At 45.8% G+C, this 15,732-nt stretch carries 10 protein-coding genes and 2 pseudogenes; 8 read left to right on the forward strand and 4 right to left on the reverse strand.

The window, feature by feature from the left end; all coding sequences use genetic code 11:
* Nucleotides 1-495: 495 nt before the first annotated feature.
* Both ACUVJL_RS13085 and ACUVJL_RS13090 read left to right on the forward strand, forming a co-directional pair.
* Entirely contained in the window at nt 496-891 is a 396-nt protein-coding gene (locus tag ACUVJL_RS13085; RefSeq protein WP_445246247.1) for a response regulator, read from the forward strand.
* Nucleotides 888-2,657 (forward strand): adenylate/guanylate cyclase domain-containing protein, encoded by a 1,770-nt coding sequence (locus ACUVJL_RS13090; RefSeq protein WP_445246248.1) that lies wholly within the window; start codon nt 888-890, stop codon nt 2,655-2,657. The genes ACUVJL_RS13085 and ACUVJL_RS13090 overlap by 4 nt, the downstream gene beginning before the upstream one ends.
* Nucleotides 2,658-3,143: 486 nt before the next feature.
* On the opposite strand, the gene ACUVJL_RS13095 is transcribed toward ACUVJL_RS13090, so the two are convergent.
* Nucleotides 3,144-6,125, reverse strand: a complete 2,982-nt coding sequence (locus ACUVJL_RS13095) for a PAS domain-containing sensor histidine kinase (protein ID WP_445246249.1) — start codon at nt 6,123-6,125, stop codon at nt 3,144-3,146.
* A 708-nt stretch (nt 6,126-6,833) separates the two neighbouring features.
* On the opposite strand from ACUVJL_RS13095, the gene ACUVJL_RS13100 reads away from it, so the two are divergent.
* Together ACUVJL_RS13100 and trpD are read left to right on the forward strand one after the other, a co-directional pair.
* Nucleotides 6,834-7,004 carry a hypothetical protein gene (locus ACUVJL_RS13100; RefSeq protein WP_445246250.1) on the forward strand — a complete coding sequence of 57 codons (171 nt, stop codon included), beginning with the start codon at nt 6,834-6,836 and terminating at the stop codon, nt 7,002-7,004.
* Nucleotides 7,005-7,370: 366 nt separating this feature from the next.
* Entirely contained in the window at nt 7,371-8,486 is a 1,116-nt protein-coding gene (gene trpD, locus ACUVJL_RS13105) for an anthranilate phosphoribosyltransferase (RefSeq protein ID WP_445246251.1), read from the forward strand.
* Nucleotides 8,487-9,261: 775 nt separating this feature from the next.
* Here trpD and ACUVJL_RS13110 read toward each other — a convergent pair.
* The 3 genes and pseudogenes from ACUVJL_RS13110 to ACUVJL_RS13120 all read right to left on the reverse strand — a co-directional run bounded on the left by ACUVJL_RS13110 (nt 9,262) and on the right by ACUVJL_RS13120 (nt 12,193).
* On the reverse strand, nt 9,262-10,380 hold the full coding sequence (locus ACUVJL_RS13110; RefSeq protein ID WP_445246252.1) for a mechanosensitive ion channel family protein: 1,119 nt from the start codon (nt 10,378-10,380) through the stop codon (nt 9,262-9,264).
* A gap of 260 nt (nt 10,381-10,640) precedes the next feature.
* Nucleotides 10,641-10,872: pseudogene (locus ACUVJL_RS13115) on the reverse strand (transposase); the annotation flags it as partial.
* Between the two features lie 517 nt (nt 10,873-11,389).
* Nucleotides 11,390-12,193, reverse strand: coding sequence for a retropepsin-like aspartic protease family protein (locus tag ACUVJL_RS13120; RefSeq protein ID WP_445246253.1), 804 nt, complete (start codon nt 12,191-12,193; stop codon nt 11,390-11,392).
* Nucleotides 12,194-12,365: 172 nt separating this feature from the next.
* On the opposite strand from ACUVJL_RS13120, the gene carA reads away from it, so the two are divergent.
* The 4 genes and pseudogenes from carA to ACUVJL_RS13140 all read left to right on the forward strand — a co-directional run.
* Nucleotides 12,366-13,523, forward strand: coding sequence for a glutamine-hydrolyzing carbamoyl-phosphate synthase small subunit (gene carA, locus ACUVJL_RS13125; protein WP_445246254.1), 1,158 nt, complete (start codon nt 12,366-12,368; stop codon nt 13,521-13,523).
* A gap of 181 nt (nt 13,524-13,704) precedes the next feature.
* Nucleotides 13,705-14,061 carry an STAS domain-containing protein gene (locus ACUVJL_RS13130; RefSeq protein ID WP_445246255.1) on the forward strand — a complete coding sequence of 119 codons (357 nt, stop codon included), beginning with the start codon at nt 13,705-13,707 and terminating at the stop codon, nt 14,059-14,061.
* A gap of 386 nt (nt 14,062-14,447) precedes the next feature.
* Complete coding sequence (locus ACUVJL_RS13135) at nt 14,448-14,894, forward strand: Mini-ribonuclease 3 (RefSeq protein ID WP_445246256.1); 447 nt, start codon at nt 14,448-14,450, stop codon at nt 14,892-14,894.
* 266 nt (nt 14,895-15,160) lie between these two features.
* Nucleotides 15,161-15,732, forward strand: a pseudogene (locus ACUVJL_RS13140) (23S rRNA (guanosine(2251)-2'-O)-methyltransferase RlmB); the annotation flags it as partial.

Consider the following 15,732-nt stretch of genomic DNA (forward strand, 5'->3'; position numbering starts at 1 on the left):
ACCTCAAAACGCTTTAACTTTGGAAATACTCTCGGGGTAGATTGCAGCTGAGGCCCAACCAAGTAAAATCCGACCGACTTAGGAATGAGAATTAAATAACTTCCACAAGTTTGTGGGATGGGCGTCCCGCCCGTCCAAAAAGGACGGGCGGGACGCCCATCCCACAAACTTGTGGAAGTTATTTAATTCTCATTCCTAAGTCGGTCGGATTTTACTTGGTTGGGCCTCAGCTGCAATCTACCCCGAGAGTATTTCCAAAGTTAAAGCGTTTTGAGGTTAATAATCCGGATTCAACAGGAAACGGAGGTAAAACAGTAGTACGATGCGCTATGCTAAGCTAAGGTGCTACGCATATAAGTTTCTTGGTTTCGGCGACTGGGGAGGGGGAGAGGATTTGGCGAGCCGTTGACTTGTGACATTTTAAGATAAGATGCGACCTACTAATACACTTTACTACTTTTGCTACTAATAACAATTAAAAAGGATAAAAAATAGATGTCTAAACCAGTTATTTTGTGCGTTGACGACGAGAGAATGGTGTTAGACAGTCTCAGGACGCAGCTAGTATCAGCATTTGGGCATGCCTACATCTATGAAGGGGCTGAGGATGCTGAGGAGGCTTTAGATGTAATTAATGACCTCAACGAGGAGGGAATTAGCGTTATTTTGATTATTTCTGATTGGTTAATGCCCGGTATCAGGGGAGATCAATTGCTGATTCAAATTCACAAAAGCTACCCCAATGTTATTAAAATTATGCTGACAGGTCAAGCTGATGAAGTAGCAATTGAGCGAGCAAAAAAACAGGCTAACCTCCATTGTTGCTTATCTAAACCTTGGTTGGAATCCGATTTGCTAGAAACTATTAAATCGGGTTTATCTAAACTATGAGCCGACAGGTAATTATCTGTGTGGATGATGAGAGAATTGTACTCAGGAGCCTCAAAGCAGAACTGCAAGAGGCTCTTGGCAATGATTATACAATCGAAATTGCTGAAGGTGGAGAAGAGGCATTAGAGTTAATTGAAGAATTGCTAGAGGATGGGGATGAAGTTCTTTTAATTATTTCCGACCACATTATGCCTGATATGAAGGGAGATGAGCTGTTAAAACAGGCTCACCTAATTTTGCCTAAAAGTATAAAAATTATGCTGACAGGACAAGCAGATATTGGGGCTATCGCCAATGCTATCAACTCGGCAAACTTATATCGTTATATTACCAAACCTTGGCAAGCTGAAGATTTAAAATTGACGGTTAGAGAAGCGCTAAATAGTTATCTTCAAACTCAACAACTGGCACAACAAAACGCCAAACTCCAAGCAATGAATCAGGAGTTGGCAGAGTTAAACTGCGAGCAATCGGTACTGATTGCCAAACTCCATGAAAGCGAAAATCGCTTGACACAGTTTTTGGAAGCAATGCCGATTGGTGTAGGTGTGCTGGATGCGGACGGTCAACTTTACTACGTCAATCAGAAAGCAGAAGAGATATTGGGTAAAGGAGTGGTGCCGGATACGATTTCGGAGAAATTGTCAGAGGTTTATCAAGTCTATCAAGCAGGCACAAATCTAGAATATCCTGTCGAGAATTTGCCCATAGTGCGCGCGTTGAAGGGGGAAATTGCTACGGCTGACGATGCAGAAGTTCATCAAGGCGACAAGATTATTCCCCTCGAAATTTTCGCTACCCCAATCTACGATAAAAAAGGCAACATTGTTTATGCTATCAACACTTTTCAAGATATCACGGAACGCAAAGAAGCTGAGGCAGAGCGCCAAAAGTTCATTGAGGATCTCTTTGAGGTCAATTGCAATTTGGAAATTTCACTGGATGCAGAATTAGAAATTGCGGAGGCGACAAGTCGCTTTGTACCCAATGAGTTTTTAGCTTTTTTGGGATGTGACAGTATTGTTGATGTTAAATTGGGAGAAGCGGTAGAGTTGGAAATGTCGGTTTTGTTTTCTGACATCCGCGATTTCACTACTCTCTCGGAACAAATGACACCGACAGAAAATTTCAAATTTATAAATTCTTATTTGAGTCGCATGGAACCGCTGATTGTGGAAAATCAGGGGTTTATTGATAAATATATTGGCGATGCAATTATGGCTTTGTTTAGCGAGGGGGCGGATGATGCTGTGAAAGCGGGAATTGCCATGCTGCAAACTCTTGCTGAATACAATCGATCTCGCGTTTCTCTGGGTTATGTGCCAGTTGAGATTGGGGTGGGAATCAATACTGGTTCTTTGATTCTGGGTATAGTGGGCGGAAAAAGCCGGATGGACGGTACTGTGATTAGCGATGCGGTTAATTTGGCTTCTCGCATTGAAAGTTTGACGAAGAATTACGGGGTGTCGCTGTTAATTACTCAGCAGACTTTCGAGCGCTTGACAAATCCGGGTGATTATGCAATTCGGGTAATTGATAAAGTTCAGGTTAAGGGTAAGTCTGAATGGGTGACTGTTTATGAAGTTTTTGATGCGGATTTGGCGGAAGTTAAAGCGGGGAAGTTAGCGACTCTGCAACTATTTACTGAGGCTTTGTCTTTGTACAATATGAATAGTTTTAGGCAAGCGGCGGGACTTTTTGCGGATTGTTTGCGGCAAAATCCGGGGGATAAGGTGGCTCGAATTTATTTGGAAAGGTGTAATTAAGGAAGAAGGAAGTTCGGCAACAAATTCGCTTTCTGAGGATGTAATATCGATTCCGGTTGCACCAGAATCATTGTTGACTGTTGACTATTGACTGTTGACTGTTGACTGTTGACTAATGACTGTTGACTAATGACTGTTGACTGTAGAAGGAGGGGTCAAAAAAATGAAAATTGCGCGAATTATTTGTTGGCAGCTTGATTCGATTTTACGCCCGACTTCGGAGCGCGGATTTGATATGATTCCCATGCAACCGGAAACGATATAACGGATGTAAGGGATGGAAGTCGGATGGAGGTGGGAATAAGGAAGGAGGAAGAAGCAAGAAAAGCCAGGGTTTGAGCAATACAGAACTTACGCAAAATTTCTATATGTAGGGCTCCATGCACACGGCACCTTACCGCTTTAGTCCGAGCGAGTTTTATGAGGACTTTAGTCCTCCGTACAAACCGCGACTCGTTATTCCGATACGATCGCCCCGATCGCACTTTACGGTTGTTCGATCGGTATTTCTATGATAAACTCGGCTCCTTGGCCCGGTGCAGACACGCAGCTGATTTTGCCACCGTGTTCTTGGACAACTTTGTAGGAAATTGACAGGCCTAAACCTGTGCCTTTGTCGGCGGGTTTGGTGGTAAAAAAAGCCTGGAATAACTGTTGGGAAACTTCTTCTGGCATACCGGGGCCATTGTCAGCAATCCTAATTACAGCATTGGAGTTTTGGACTTCTGTCCTAATTTTAATCTTGCTGCGGTTAGCTTTGACTTCGGCAACTGAACGCCCTTCGTTGTATTCCTCGATCGCGTCGATCGCATTTCCGATCAAATTCATAAATACCTGATTGACTTTCCCGGCATAACACTCAACCAAAGGCAAATTTCCATAGTCCTTAATTACCGCAATTTCGGGATAGTTGCCTCTGGCTTTCAGACGGCTTTGCAGGATCAGCAGCGTTCCTTCAATCCCTTCGTGCAGGTTAACTGTGCTCATTTGAGAATCATCTTTGCGGGAGAAATTTCGGAGCGATCGCACGATTTCCCGAATGCGATCGGCCCCAACCTGCATCGAAGACATGGCTTTGGGCAAATCTTCTAGCAGAAACTCTAGTTCCATATCCTGAATTTTTTCTTGAATTGCTGCCGGCGGCTGCGGACAGTGCTTCTGGTACATATCGATCAAACTCAGCAAATCTTCCGTGTAGTGGCCGACGTGGACGAGATTACCGCAGACGCTGCTAACGGGATTGTTAATTTCGTGAGCAACACCAGCTATCATTTGACCTAGTGTAGACATTTTCTCAGTGTGAATCAATACCGCTTGAGTTTGCTGCAACTCGTGCAAAGTATTTTCGAGTTGAAGTTTTTGTTGGGTTAATTCTGTTTGCGATCGCACCAAAGCTTCTTCACTGCGTTTGAGCTCGGAAATATCAGTAATTAACCCTTCCAAAGCTATCAACTCTCCCGAGTCGGAAAACACCCCCAAACCTTGCTCCCAAACCCATTTTAATTCGCCGTTTTTAGAAGTAATTCGGTAATTTAGCTGATAGGGTCGATTTTCTTGCAAGGCAACTTGCACGGCATTCCACAAATTATCGCGATCGTCTGGGTGAGTCAATTCCGAGATAGAAACTTCCCGAGTGCCGATAAATTCTTCAGGAGAATAGCCGGCTAACTGATAGCAACCTTCGCTGACAAACTCCATACTGTGATCGGCATCGTTGCGAAAACGGTAGGCCATCCCCGGCAAATTGCTCATCAGCGTCGCCAAAGCCCGCTGGCTTTCCCGTAGGGCTTCTTCGGCGTGTTTGCGATCGGTAATATCCGTCATCACCCCCAGCATACAGAGTTCGCCGTCCAAATTAATCAATTCGGCTGACAGCAAACACACCACCACCGAGCCCGACTTCATCCGAAACTTACATTCCTGATTGCGAACAACACCTTCTTGGTGCAAACTTTGCCTAAATTTAAGTCTGTCTTGAGACCTTACCCAAATATTCAACCCCGGTACTGTATTGCCGATCGTTTCTTCTAAAGCGTAACCAGTCATCGACAGAAAACTATCATTAACTTCAATAAAACGGCCCTCAGCAAAAGTAGTAATAATCATCGGGTCTGGGCTCGAGCGAAAAGCCTTAGAAAACTTTTCTTCCGATAAACTCAACTTTTTAATAGCCTCTTCCAACTGACTTGTCCGCTCTTTAACCCGGCATTCCAATATCTCATTAGCCTGCTTCAGGGCCTCCTCAGCCTCCACCCGATAAGTGATATCGCGCACGACGGCTTGCAGCCCCATTTTGCCGCCGATATCCATAGAAGTTAGCAGCACTTCCGCCGGAAACTCGGAACCATCCAAACGGCATTGCAGCCAGTCAAAACGGCAATTTCCCGAGCGCACAGCCGTATTAATTCGCTCTTGAAAAAGACTCATAGAATCTTGTCCGTCCGGCTGCAACGGCGGGCTGAATTCCGAAGGATGCTTGCCGCAAAACTCCGATTGAGTCCTGCATCCAAATAACTCTAAAGTTGCTGGATTGCAATCCAAAAAACCCTGTTCATCTAGCAGCATAACCGCATCGCTAGTCGATTCGTACAAAGTGCGAAACTTTTTTTCCGACGCCTGCAAAGAAGCAATCAACTGCATCTTTTCCTCGGCCGCCCGCTTTGGCTCGGTAATATCTTGCATTACTTGAGAAAAGCCCTGCAACTCTCCGCTTTCATCGCGTAAAGGAGTAACAATAATATTCGCCCAAAATCGCGAGCCGTCTTTGCGAAGCCGCCAGCCTTCATTTTCGTATCGACCTTCTGCCACCGCCATGAGTATTTTTTCTTGGGGCTTGCCGATTTCAATATCTTCTTTGGTGAAAAAACATTCCGACTTCTTGCCGACTATTTCATGAGCTGTGTATCCCAAGATGCGTTCTGCACCAGAATTCCAGCTAGCTACATACCCATCAGGATCTAACATAAATATAGCGTAATCCTTAACGCCTTCAATTATTAAGCGCAGGCGTTCTTCGCTTTCTCGCAGTCCTGATTCTGCCTGCTTGCGCTGGGTGATATCTTCAACAAAACCTTCATAGTAGAGCAATTTTCCGGCTTCATCGCAGACAGCCCGCGCATTTTCAGCGATCCAAATTATTGTTCCGTCTCGGCGATAAATCTGCGACTCAAAATCCGATACAATGCCCTGTTCTTGCAAAGCAGAAACAAACTGATCGCGCCGCTCGGGGTTGACGTAAAGCTGATGGCTGATATCAGTCAGAATGCCCATCAATTCTTCGACGGAATTATATCCGTAGATGCGAGCCAAAGCTGGGTTAGCGCTGATGTAGCGACCGTCTTGGCTTGTTTGAAAAATGCCCGACACAGCATTTTCAAACATACTATAATATTTTGCTTCCATTTGATACAGTGCCTCCGCGACATTCAGGCATTCGATCACTTTATTTTCTAATTGTTGATTTCCCACTTTTGAATACCCTGCTCTTGTGTTTGAGTTGAATATTTTTTGTCTACCGCCTGTTATATTTGAGGCGTTAATTAGGCTCAAAGGTTCTGTATCGCAGCCGGACATGACTGTGTTTATTCATCTGCCCTACTGGGCTGTTAGTTGTTAGTTGTTGCTGATGAAAGTTTACTTAATCCGGTCTGTCTTTCTTTGAGGCTTGACTGGCTGTCATGATCACATTGGCAAATCGAACGGCCTGCGGTGCAGGTGTTCGAGCAAAACCCGCTCTTTGAAATCTCCCTGAAATATATTACCAGTTGAAGACCGTGAAATAAGTTAGTGTCAAGGCTGTTGTTACAATAATAAAAGGTAGCAACTTCTACAACAGCAAGACTCTATTTTTAGGCTTTGGGTGAGAGTGCGATCGACTCTTACCCTCCTGAGGCAACTAACCCACATCCATGAGGGAAACGCTGACTGTCGGTGCTGTCAGTCGATTTGAGATTTGAAATTTTAGATTAAAGAATTGACTCCACAGATGAATCTGGGACTCTCCTAAGATCTAAAATTTTTGGGTCTGCACAACTCTTGTCGGAAACTTTTATCGGTCTTTGGGTGCTCGGAGTTACTGTTAAGTATTATTGCTGATAGACAATACAGCAGACTGCTTGCACTTGTAAGTAAGATCAGGGGTTTCTATGTAAAGTTGGCACAACAAGAGGATAATTGTTGTATCAAAAAATTCATATTATGCTGCTGCGGGCGGACAAATTCTGTAGCGGTGCTGGCATTTGGGCAAAAATCTGGGTCCGGCGCGCTCTCATTTGGTCGGCAAGTCTGGTAAAATCCCGATCGATTCTCGGTTTGGCCTCAAAGCTCGATCGGGCTAAATTTGACTAGAACTAATAAGTCAGGAACCTCAGCTATCAGCCATGAGGCTTGTAAGAGATTCTTGCGAGCCGTCCTGACCGGCCGTATACTTTCGAGGTCTACGTTTTTTGAGTCACGACACCCGCTTGATGCGAAGCTAGTCAAGAGCCCTGTCATTTGCAGTTAAACAGTTTTAAGGTCACGCTCAACAGTGCTGCAAGTTTAACAAGCTCTCAAAACAAAGGCGAAGTACAGACGACCTGGCAGGTCGTCTCTTCTACCCCGTAAGGGAATTTTGGAGAAGACCACATCTCCACGGAGGGGCAACCATACCCCTCCACCCCAATCCAACGTAAAGCCGTCCTAAAAGGACGGGGTTTCAAACCCATAGTTCTGATGACAGATTCTCCTCTACTAGCAACGCCAGAGTTATCTCCTGCTTCAACCCCGACGGCGGATTCTCCTCTGTGGCCGGCCCTGCTGGAACAACTGTTAGACAGACAATCTCTCTCACGCGCCCAAGCAGCCGACTTGATGCAGGGATGGCTAGCAGAAGCTATTCCCCCCGTCCTCTCAGGAGCAATTTTAGCGGCCATCCAAGCCAAAGGCATCTCTGCCCAAGAATTGGCAGGAATGGCTCAGGTATTGCATTCTCAGTCCCAAGCAGGCGAGTCAAAGAGCGTTTTCAATCCCAAATCCTCACTCTCCAATCTCAAATTAATTGATACTTGCGGCACCGGCGGCGACGGCGCTTCCACGTTTAACATTTCCACTGCTGTAGCTTTTGTGGCCGCCGCGGGCAAAGTTCGAGTCGCGAAACACGGAAATCGATCGGCATCGAGCAAAGTGGGCTCTGCTGACGTGTTGGAAGCACTCGGAGTCAACCTCAACGCCGATGCCGCGAAGGTGAGATCTGCGGTAGACTCCGTGGGTATCACCTTTTTATTTGCTCCCGGCTGGCATCCAGCACTTAAGGCTGTAGCGTCGCTCCGGCGCACTTTGAAGGTGCGGACTGTTTTTAACCTTTTAGGCCCCCTCGTCAATCCTCTGCGCCCTACAGGGCAGGTAATTGGGGTGTTCGATCCCAGTCTGGTATCAACTATGGCGCAAGCTTTGGGCGAGTTGGGGACTGAGTTAGCTGTAGTCCTTCACGGCAGAGAAAAATTGGACGAGGCGGGTTTGGGAGATGTGACGGATTTGGCGGTTTTGTCGGATGGCAATGTGGAACTCACTACTTTAGACCCGGAAAAGGTAGGATTGACACCAAGTGCGATCGGCTCGTTAAAAGGCGGAAATGTTGAGGAAAATGCCGAGATTTTGCGGAACGTTTTGCAAGGCAAAGGTACGACAGCACAAATGGATGTTGTAGCTTTGAATGCGTCTTTGGCTTTTCAGGTGGGAGGCGCAATTCCTATGGGTTCTCACGCAGCAGGAGTTTCTCTGGCTAAGGACATTTTATTGAGCGGCGAATCTTGGTTGAAGTTGCAACAGTTAGTTGAATTTTTGAGATAAAGTCATTGGTCATTAGTCATTAGTCATTGGTCATTGGTCATTGGTCATTGGTCATTGGTCATTATTGACAATTTGATTAAAACGGATTGGTAGAGTTTGATAATTTAATCCTAATGATTCTATAGCGGTTCTCGGAAAGATGAGGTATTCACGAATTAATTAACAATTCCCCAATCCCCCAATCTAAAATCTAAAATCTAAAATCTAAAATCTCAACTTGTACCTCATCTATCTGAGAAAGGCTATAGGATGACCTGGGAATCTTCTGCCGCCATAAACTGCTGAGGATGATTTATGGGTGCTGGATAATATTTGAGATAAAAATCATGAATCTCATGATAAAAAGAGTCTTTAGATAGTTGATAAATCAAAAATTTACCATCAGGACTGAGTAATTTTAAACAAGACTTGAATACAGAACCCATTTTACAGCATATTCGAGGTTCATGAAGTACAGTAGCAGCTATATTGTGTGGTGTTAATCCTCCGGGTGCGTCGCTCTTCGATCTTGGATATAACTTCCCGATTTACGGGTGGCGACGCACCTTACACGGGCAATCGCAAGATTGTGTGTATCACATATACTATGGAATATGCTGTATATTTGGGCTTAAGTTGTCGGGAGAACAGCAGGCGATTTAGCATTACTGAGGCGAGTGAAGTACAGATATCCGGTCTGGTTACGGCTGTGCTGTATTTCACCCGATTTTAAACCGCGATCGCAGCATCTGATTTAGAAAACAGTTGCTCAAAATTAACAACTCGATATTAAGGCTCAATTGTTGGTTGCTTGCTGGCTCCGTTTGTATTTTTCCGGCTCAGTTCTAAGTTCCACATGAAGGAAATCAATTCCCTCTTTTTCTAGTAATTCTAGTATCGCTAGATTTAAGTTTTTCTCAGCATCAAAGTAGAAATTATCATCATTAACGAATGCCATAATTTCAATAACACGGGCATTTTTTTCTATTTGTTTAAAACGCACCGTACAGGATGGAGACAAGCCCTCAATAGACTTCGGTAATTCTTGGAGACAATCACAAATTTGGGCAGTTTGTCGTGCCGAAATGCCGTCAATTTTGAGAGTTAAAACTAAGCCCCATTTTAATTCTTTACCTGGATTTTGTGACCAATTTTCAACAATTCCAGAAATCATTTTGGAATTAGGCATTTTAACGATAGAACCCCACTTAGTTATATGCAGAGTTGTGGTTCTGAATCCGATACTTAATATCTGCACAAAACCATCTACTCCTGATATTCCCACCCAGTCACCTTCTCGATAGAGCTTATCGGAGTAAATAATTAATGTACAAAACCAATCATAAACAATATCCTTCAACAGCAAACCAAAACTGATACCAGCACCGCCTAAGATACCAACCAATGCAGCGGCAGATTGCCCTAAAAATATCTCACTTATCTTGAGCGTCAATACAATAATTGCTGCGGATTGAAAAATCTTTGGCATTAAAGGTCTTAGCAATTCATCAAGCTCTGTTTCGGTGTGCAGCACTATGTTTGCTATTACCTGACCCAAAATAGAAGAGCCTCGGTAAACAACATAAGCAACTATAAAAATGACTATATAGTTGAGCGTAGTGCCGATTGTTTGGTTGAGTTGAGAACCTAAGTTATCTGCCAGAATTTCTTTACTCATCCAAAATCCACCAATCAACATCAGCCAACTTAAAGCCGGCTTAATAATTGCAATCAACTCATCATCAAGTGTAGTTTTGGTTTTGCTGGTCAAACCCTCAATGCTTTTAATAATGACTGCAACAAAAAATCTCCTTAATGTCTGTGTCAAGGTCAGGATAATGAGAACAGCAACGATTTTAGCGATCGGTATGCCGGAGTAATTGATATTTTTTAGCGTATTCCAAACTGCTTCCATAGGTTAACCAACGGGTAATTGAATTTTTCTACTTGACCAAGAAACTATTGCGAAAACCAGCCAGAGGAGGGAGAAATGCCATCCTCTGGCTGGTTGGGCAGGACTCCTCACTTAGCCACCTCGATCGCCATTGGGCAGATCGCGCTCTAGGGCGTGTCATTAATTAGGTAGGTTGACAAAACAGAATTAACGTGTATTGAGTAGCACTCAGAGGGTTAAGCCAGCCAAATGACTGATGCTGCCAGCTAAATCCCACCCAGCTCCCACACTCCTGTCTTCGACCAGCGGCTAAAACGAGTGTGAATGACCCGAAAATCTCCAAAGCGTTCGGGGAGGTCTCTCCAGGGAATTCCAGCTCGAAAGCGATACAGTACCGCTTCGACGAATAAACGGTTATCAGCCAGCCGTGACCCCAACTGTGTCGGGGCGACCGGGGAGCAGGTGTTCGATACGTTCCCATTGGTCATCACGTAGAGCGTAGCGCCGTGTCATCGGGTTTTCCTGAAGCTTGAGTGAGCGATCCGAACGCTATTCACATTCCCCAGCTTTTGTCAACTATTTTAATTGATGACACACCCTAGGTGTCGGTGGGTTCGGTGGAGAGTCCACTCCGGCTTGAGTCCGTCTTCTGGGGTGACCGATTGAAGGCAGTCGGCATGGTTCCCAGAAGGCTACGAACCCGTCGTATCGACAGGACTCCCGGATGATACTGGGAGAAATTTTACTACAAATTTTATGGATTAAGAGAATTTAACTTATGCCCTGACTGTCAATTTTTAGGAATCCCCAACTGGATAAGCTGCTGTGCATCTAATTTGACCGTCAATTTTTCTACAATTCTTGTGGGACGGGCAGGAGAGCCCGTCTCTGTATTCAATTTAGATGCGTACCAGCTTAATGCGATCGTGACAGAGATTTTTGGGTGTTTTTACTCACTAGGCTCTCGACTGATTCAATTTGACTCGCTTAATTCCTGTATGTGCCAGTTTGGGGGTGCGGAATGTGGGTTTTAAGAGCGCGATCGAAATTCAATCACATCTCGCTTAATAGTTATGTCTTTATGGCCAAAAAAGTCCTGTCCTAGCAGTCCGATATCTAGCGACGGCGAGATGGCCACAACTAGATTGTTAATCGCCAGACCACCTGCTTCCATAGAAGTCACGCGACCGACGGGAAAAGTAGCGACTCCGTTCGGAGTTAGTGCTTCCACAGTTCCCTGCTCAACAACGCCCAAGGCTTTAGCCATTGCTGGTGTAATTACTGTGCCACTAGCTCCCGAATCTAGCATCATCTCGAACTTTTGTTTGCCGTTAAATGTGACTTCTATGACCGGGATATTAGCCTTTCTGCGTGTAATTTTTGCCTGAAACACTCCCGACTTGGCCGAAGTGGCGGGAGTCGCTCCTTCGGGGAGAAAACCGCAGACTGATTGGCTGAGGTTGAGGGTTTTGCCTGACGAATTGCGCATGAAGCATCCCTCAATTTCTTGAGCCACTGATCGCGAGGAGTTGGCAACAGTCCCTACTACAATTGAACTGCTCAGAGAAATAACTGTTGTTAAAACCAGTAACGGTTGGCTCGGTTTTTGAGGGTTCAGTAGATGCTGGTATAAGTTTGAGAGTAAAGGCAAGGGAGTTTTGCTAGCCATAGTTTGGTTAAACGCTTTAGGTCGATCGTAACAGCGAGAACTGCCTTTTGGTATAGATTTAGACTTTGGGCCCGCCCTCATCCGCTGCTGGCAGATAAATTGCTGGCGCGGGGGGAGATGGAGAGAGTAGGAGATGCCGAGAGTGAGGAGTGGGAGAATTTGCACTTGTTATTGCTTTTTGATTACCTGTTACATAAGTGCCTCGGGCATAAGTGCATAAGTGCCTTCAAGCAGGCGAACCCTTGCACAAATTAAAATAATATCTGTATATTGCCGACTAGCATCAAATCCCAGGCAGTGGTAAGAATTAAACCAAACGAAAGTAATTAAGGATGCCATGTCACTTTCAACTGCACAACCAGCTCTCCTAGTCCTGGCTGACGGTACTGCTTACCGCGGCTGGTCCTTTGGCGCTAACGCTACCGTCGTCGGGGAGGTAGTATTCAATACCGGAATGACGGGCTACCAAGAAGTCTTGACAGATCCCAGCTATTGCGGCCAAATTGTAACTTTTACTTATCCAGAATTGGGCAATACTGGGGTAAATCTCGAAGACGAAGAATCCTCGCGCCCGCAAATTCGGGGTGCGATCGCCCGGAACGTATGCAGCCGCCCCAGCAACTGGCGCTGTTCGCAATCTCTGCAAGACTACCTCAAACAGTACGATATCCCCGGAATTTACGGCATCGACACCCGGGCCCTCACTCGCAAAATTCGCACGGTGGGAGCGATCAACGGCGGCATTTCGACCTTGATTCTAGACCAGGCGGAACTTTTGGAGCAAGTGCAAGATGCCCCCAGCATGGACGGGCTGAATCTGGTGCAGGAAGTCACTACCCGCAAGGTTTACGAGTGGTCTGAAGCTACGGACACGGTTTGGGAGTTCAGTCCTACAGTCAAACCTGAAGAAGGCGAAATGTGGACGGTGGTGGCGCTAGACTTTGGGATCAAGCGCAATATCCTGCGGCGCCTGGCGAGTTACGGGTGTCGGGTCATCGTTGTACCGGCTGACACGTCGCCAGAGGAAATCCTCAAATACAACCCGGACGGCATTTTTCTGTCCAACGGCCCGGGAGATCCGTCGGCGGTAACGGAAGGGATCGCGACTGCGAAAGCTTTGTTAAAGTCGGACAAACCGGTATTCGGCATCTGCATGGGACACCAGATTTTGGGACTTTCCTTGGGTGCAGAAACTTTTAAACTTAAGTTCGGCCACCGGGGATTGAATCATCCAGCGGGTTTAACTCAGCAAGTAGAAATTACTAGCCAAAATCATGGTTTTGCGATCGACCCCGATTCCCTAGTCCCGGAAGTAGAAATTACTCATCTCAATTTGAACGATCGCACCGTAGCCGGATTGAAGCACAAAACCCTGCCACTGTTCTCAGTCCAGTACCACCCAGAAGCCAGTCCCGGCCCGCATGATGCTGACTATTTGTTCGATCGATTCGTGCAGTCAATGCGAGACAATCAGAAAGTAGTCAGCAGTAAGTAGTCATACGTCAGCAGTCATTAGTCAGTAGTCATCAGAGGCTGTTTTTGTCGATCGCTTCTGACTAATGACTAATGACTAATGACTAATAACTAAAAAACTGTAGACAAAAGACCAAAAAACTCCTATAATGAAGCCTCGACTTTAAGCCATATCTAGCTAGGAGGGTGTCATTCCTGAGTCATTGACCCTGACCGTTAGCCTCAGAGGCACTCGCGAAGTCAAGAATAACTATCAGTTATTTCGCCTGACTGGCCTGCTGGACGCTTTTTCTGAGGCAACTTTTCGGAAGGTACTGAGCAAATGTATTGACGAGGGCCCACAAAACGTAATTTTGGACTTGTCTCAGATAGACTTTGTGGACAGTTCAGGTTTGGGTGCACTTGTGCAACTTGTCAAAAAAGCCCAAACCTTGGAGGGGACATTGCAAATTGTCTCAAATCCCCGCGTAACTCAGACTGTTAAACTGGTTCGCTTAGAGAAGTTTTTGTCTTTGCAGCCTTCGGTTGATGAGGCGGTAAAAAACGTCAAGGATGCTTGACGCCAAAGTGGATTAAATTAGCTATCCGGTTCTCAACGCTGGATAGCAAATTTTTATGGTTGTGCTGGTAAAAAAATAGCTATTTTCCCAGAAGCGGCGACAAGTATTGCCCCTATTTCCCCCGATGCTTTGATCGGATGGTGGATGGGGAGTAAAATATGTGTGGCAAAAACGCGGAAAAATGGTATAAGAAGTAGAGCATCCTTCTGGAGTGTAAAAAGGCTTTTTTAGGAGTGCGATCGTCGCGCAGAGCTTGGCCTATATATCTCGCTTCGTGTTCTGAGAGCGAAGACTCCTGTGAAAGCTATAATTGCTGAAGTGACGAAAGACGGAATAAGTAAGTGACTAGAAAAACCAAGCTGTGCGGAAGTTTTATTTAAAAAAGTATGTTGCCGACCGCAGATGACGGACTCAAACTGAGTCTGACGGATATCAGTTTAAATCGAGTGCATCCTGCGAGGGCTACACCAGCAGAAATAGAAAGAATTTCGCCCGCAGCCTGGGCATATTTGGGAGATGCAGTATACGAACTCTACATTCGGAGTTGGTATTTAATGCCGCCCAGAAGATTGCAAGCTTATCATGAATTGGTGGTGGGGCAAGTACGAGCCGAAACTCAAGCGCGTCACTTACGATCGATCTCTCCTTACTTGAACAGTACAGAATTAGCAATTGTCAAGCGTGGCCGCAATGCCGCAGCGGGCCGTTCCAAGCGAGCAGATCCAGAGATATACCAACAAGCCAGCAGCTTAGAAACTTTGATCGGATATTTGTACCTCACTGATCCCGAAAGATTGACCGAGATTCTGGCACTTTTAGAACTTGAGACTTAAAGGATTTAGCAGTTAAGAGTTGGGAATGAGGAGGGATTAATTAACAACCCTTGCACGGCAGCTAACTTAAAACAGCAAAAATCTCGATCAGCAAAACAGGATTTATCAGTTATTAACTAGCAATTTGAACATAGCAAAATCCTTGCTCCCTCCCTAGACTATCTAAAATCTCAAAGCTCAAAGATAGCTCCCTCAATCAAGAATCTCACATCTACAATCTACAATCGATTAGCCTTCAGCCAAAACGTTTTGACCACAAGAAACCCATGAGAAAATTTACCAGACCAAACTCCTCGCGATCGAATTCCGACAGCAAGCCATTCAAAAGCGAAGGCCGCCGTCAGGACTCACAACCGTCCTCTGCCCGCTTTGAGCGCAAGCCCCGTCCCGACACTCGGGGAGTAGACGCGCCTCAAAAGCGATCGACCTTCGCCCCCCAATCCCGAGAAATGCCAGTGCGAGCAATTTTCAAAGGTCGAGTCGATGGCGACACCCAACCGCACATTCGCAGAAATAATCATTTCAAAGACAGAGACAGCAGCCCGCAGGAATCCCGGGGCAATTATTACCAAGACAGAGACAGAGACAGCAGCCCGCAGGAATCCCGGGGCAATTATTACCAAGACAGAGACAGAGACAGCAGCCCGCAGGAATCCCGGGGCAATAATTTCAGAGACAGAGACAGCAGCCCGCAGCCGGCCCGCAATAATTTCAGAGACAGAGACAGCAGCCCGCAGCCGGCCCGCAATAATTTCAGAGACAGAGACAGCAGCCCGCAGCCGGCCCGCAATAATTTCAGAGACAGAGACAGCAGCCCGCAGGACTCCCGCGCAAATTA

The organism is Microcoleus sp. OTE_8_concoct_300 (genome assembly GCF_031383065.1).
Classification (GTDB): Bacteria; Cyanobacteriota; Cyanobacteriia; order Cyanobacteriales; family Microcoleaceae; genus Microcoleus.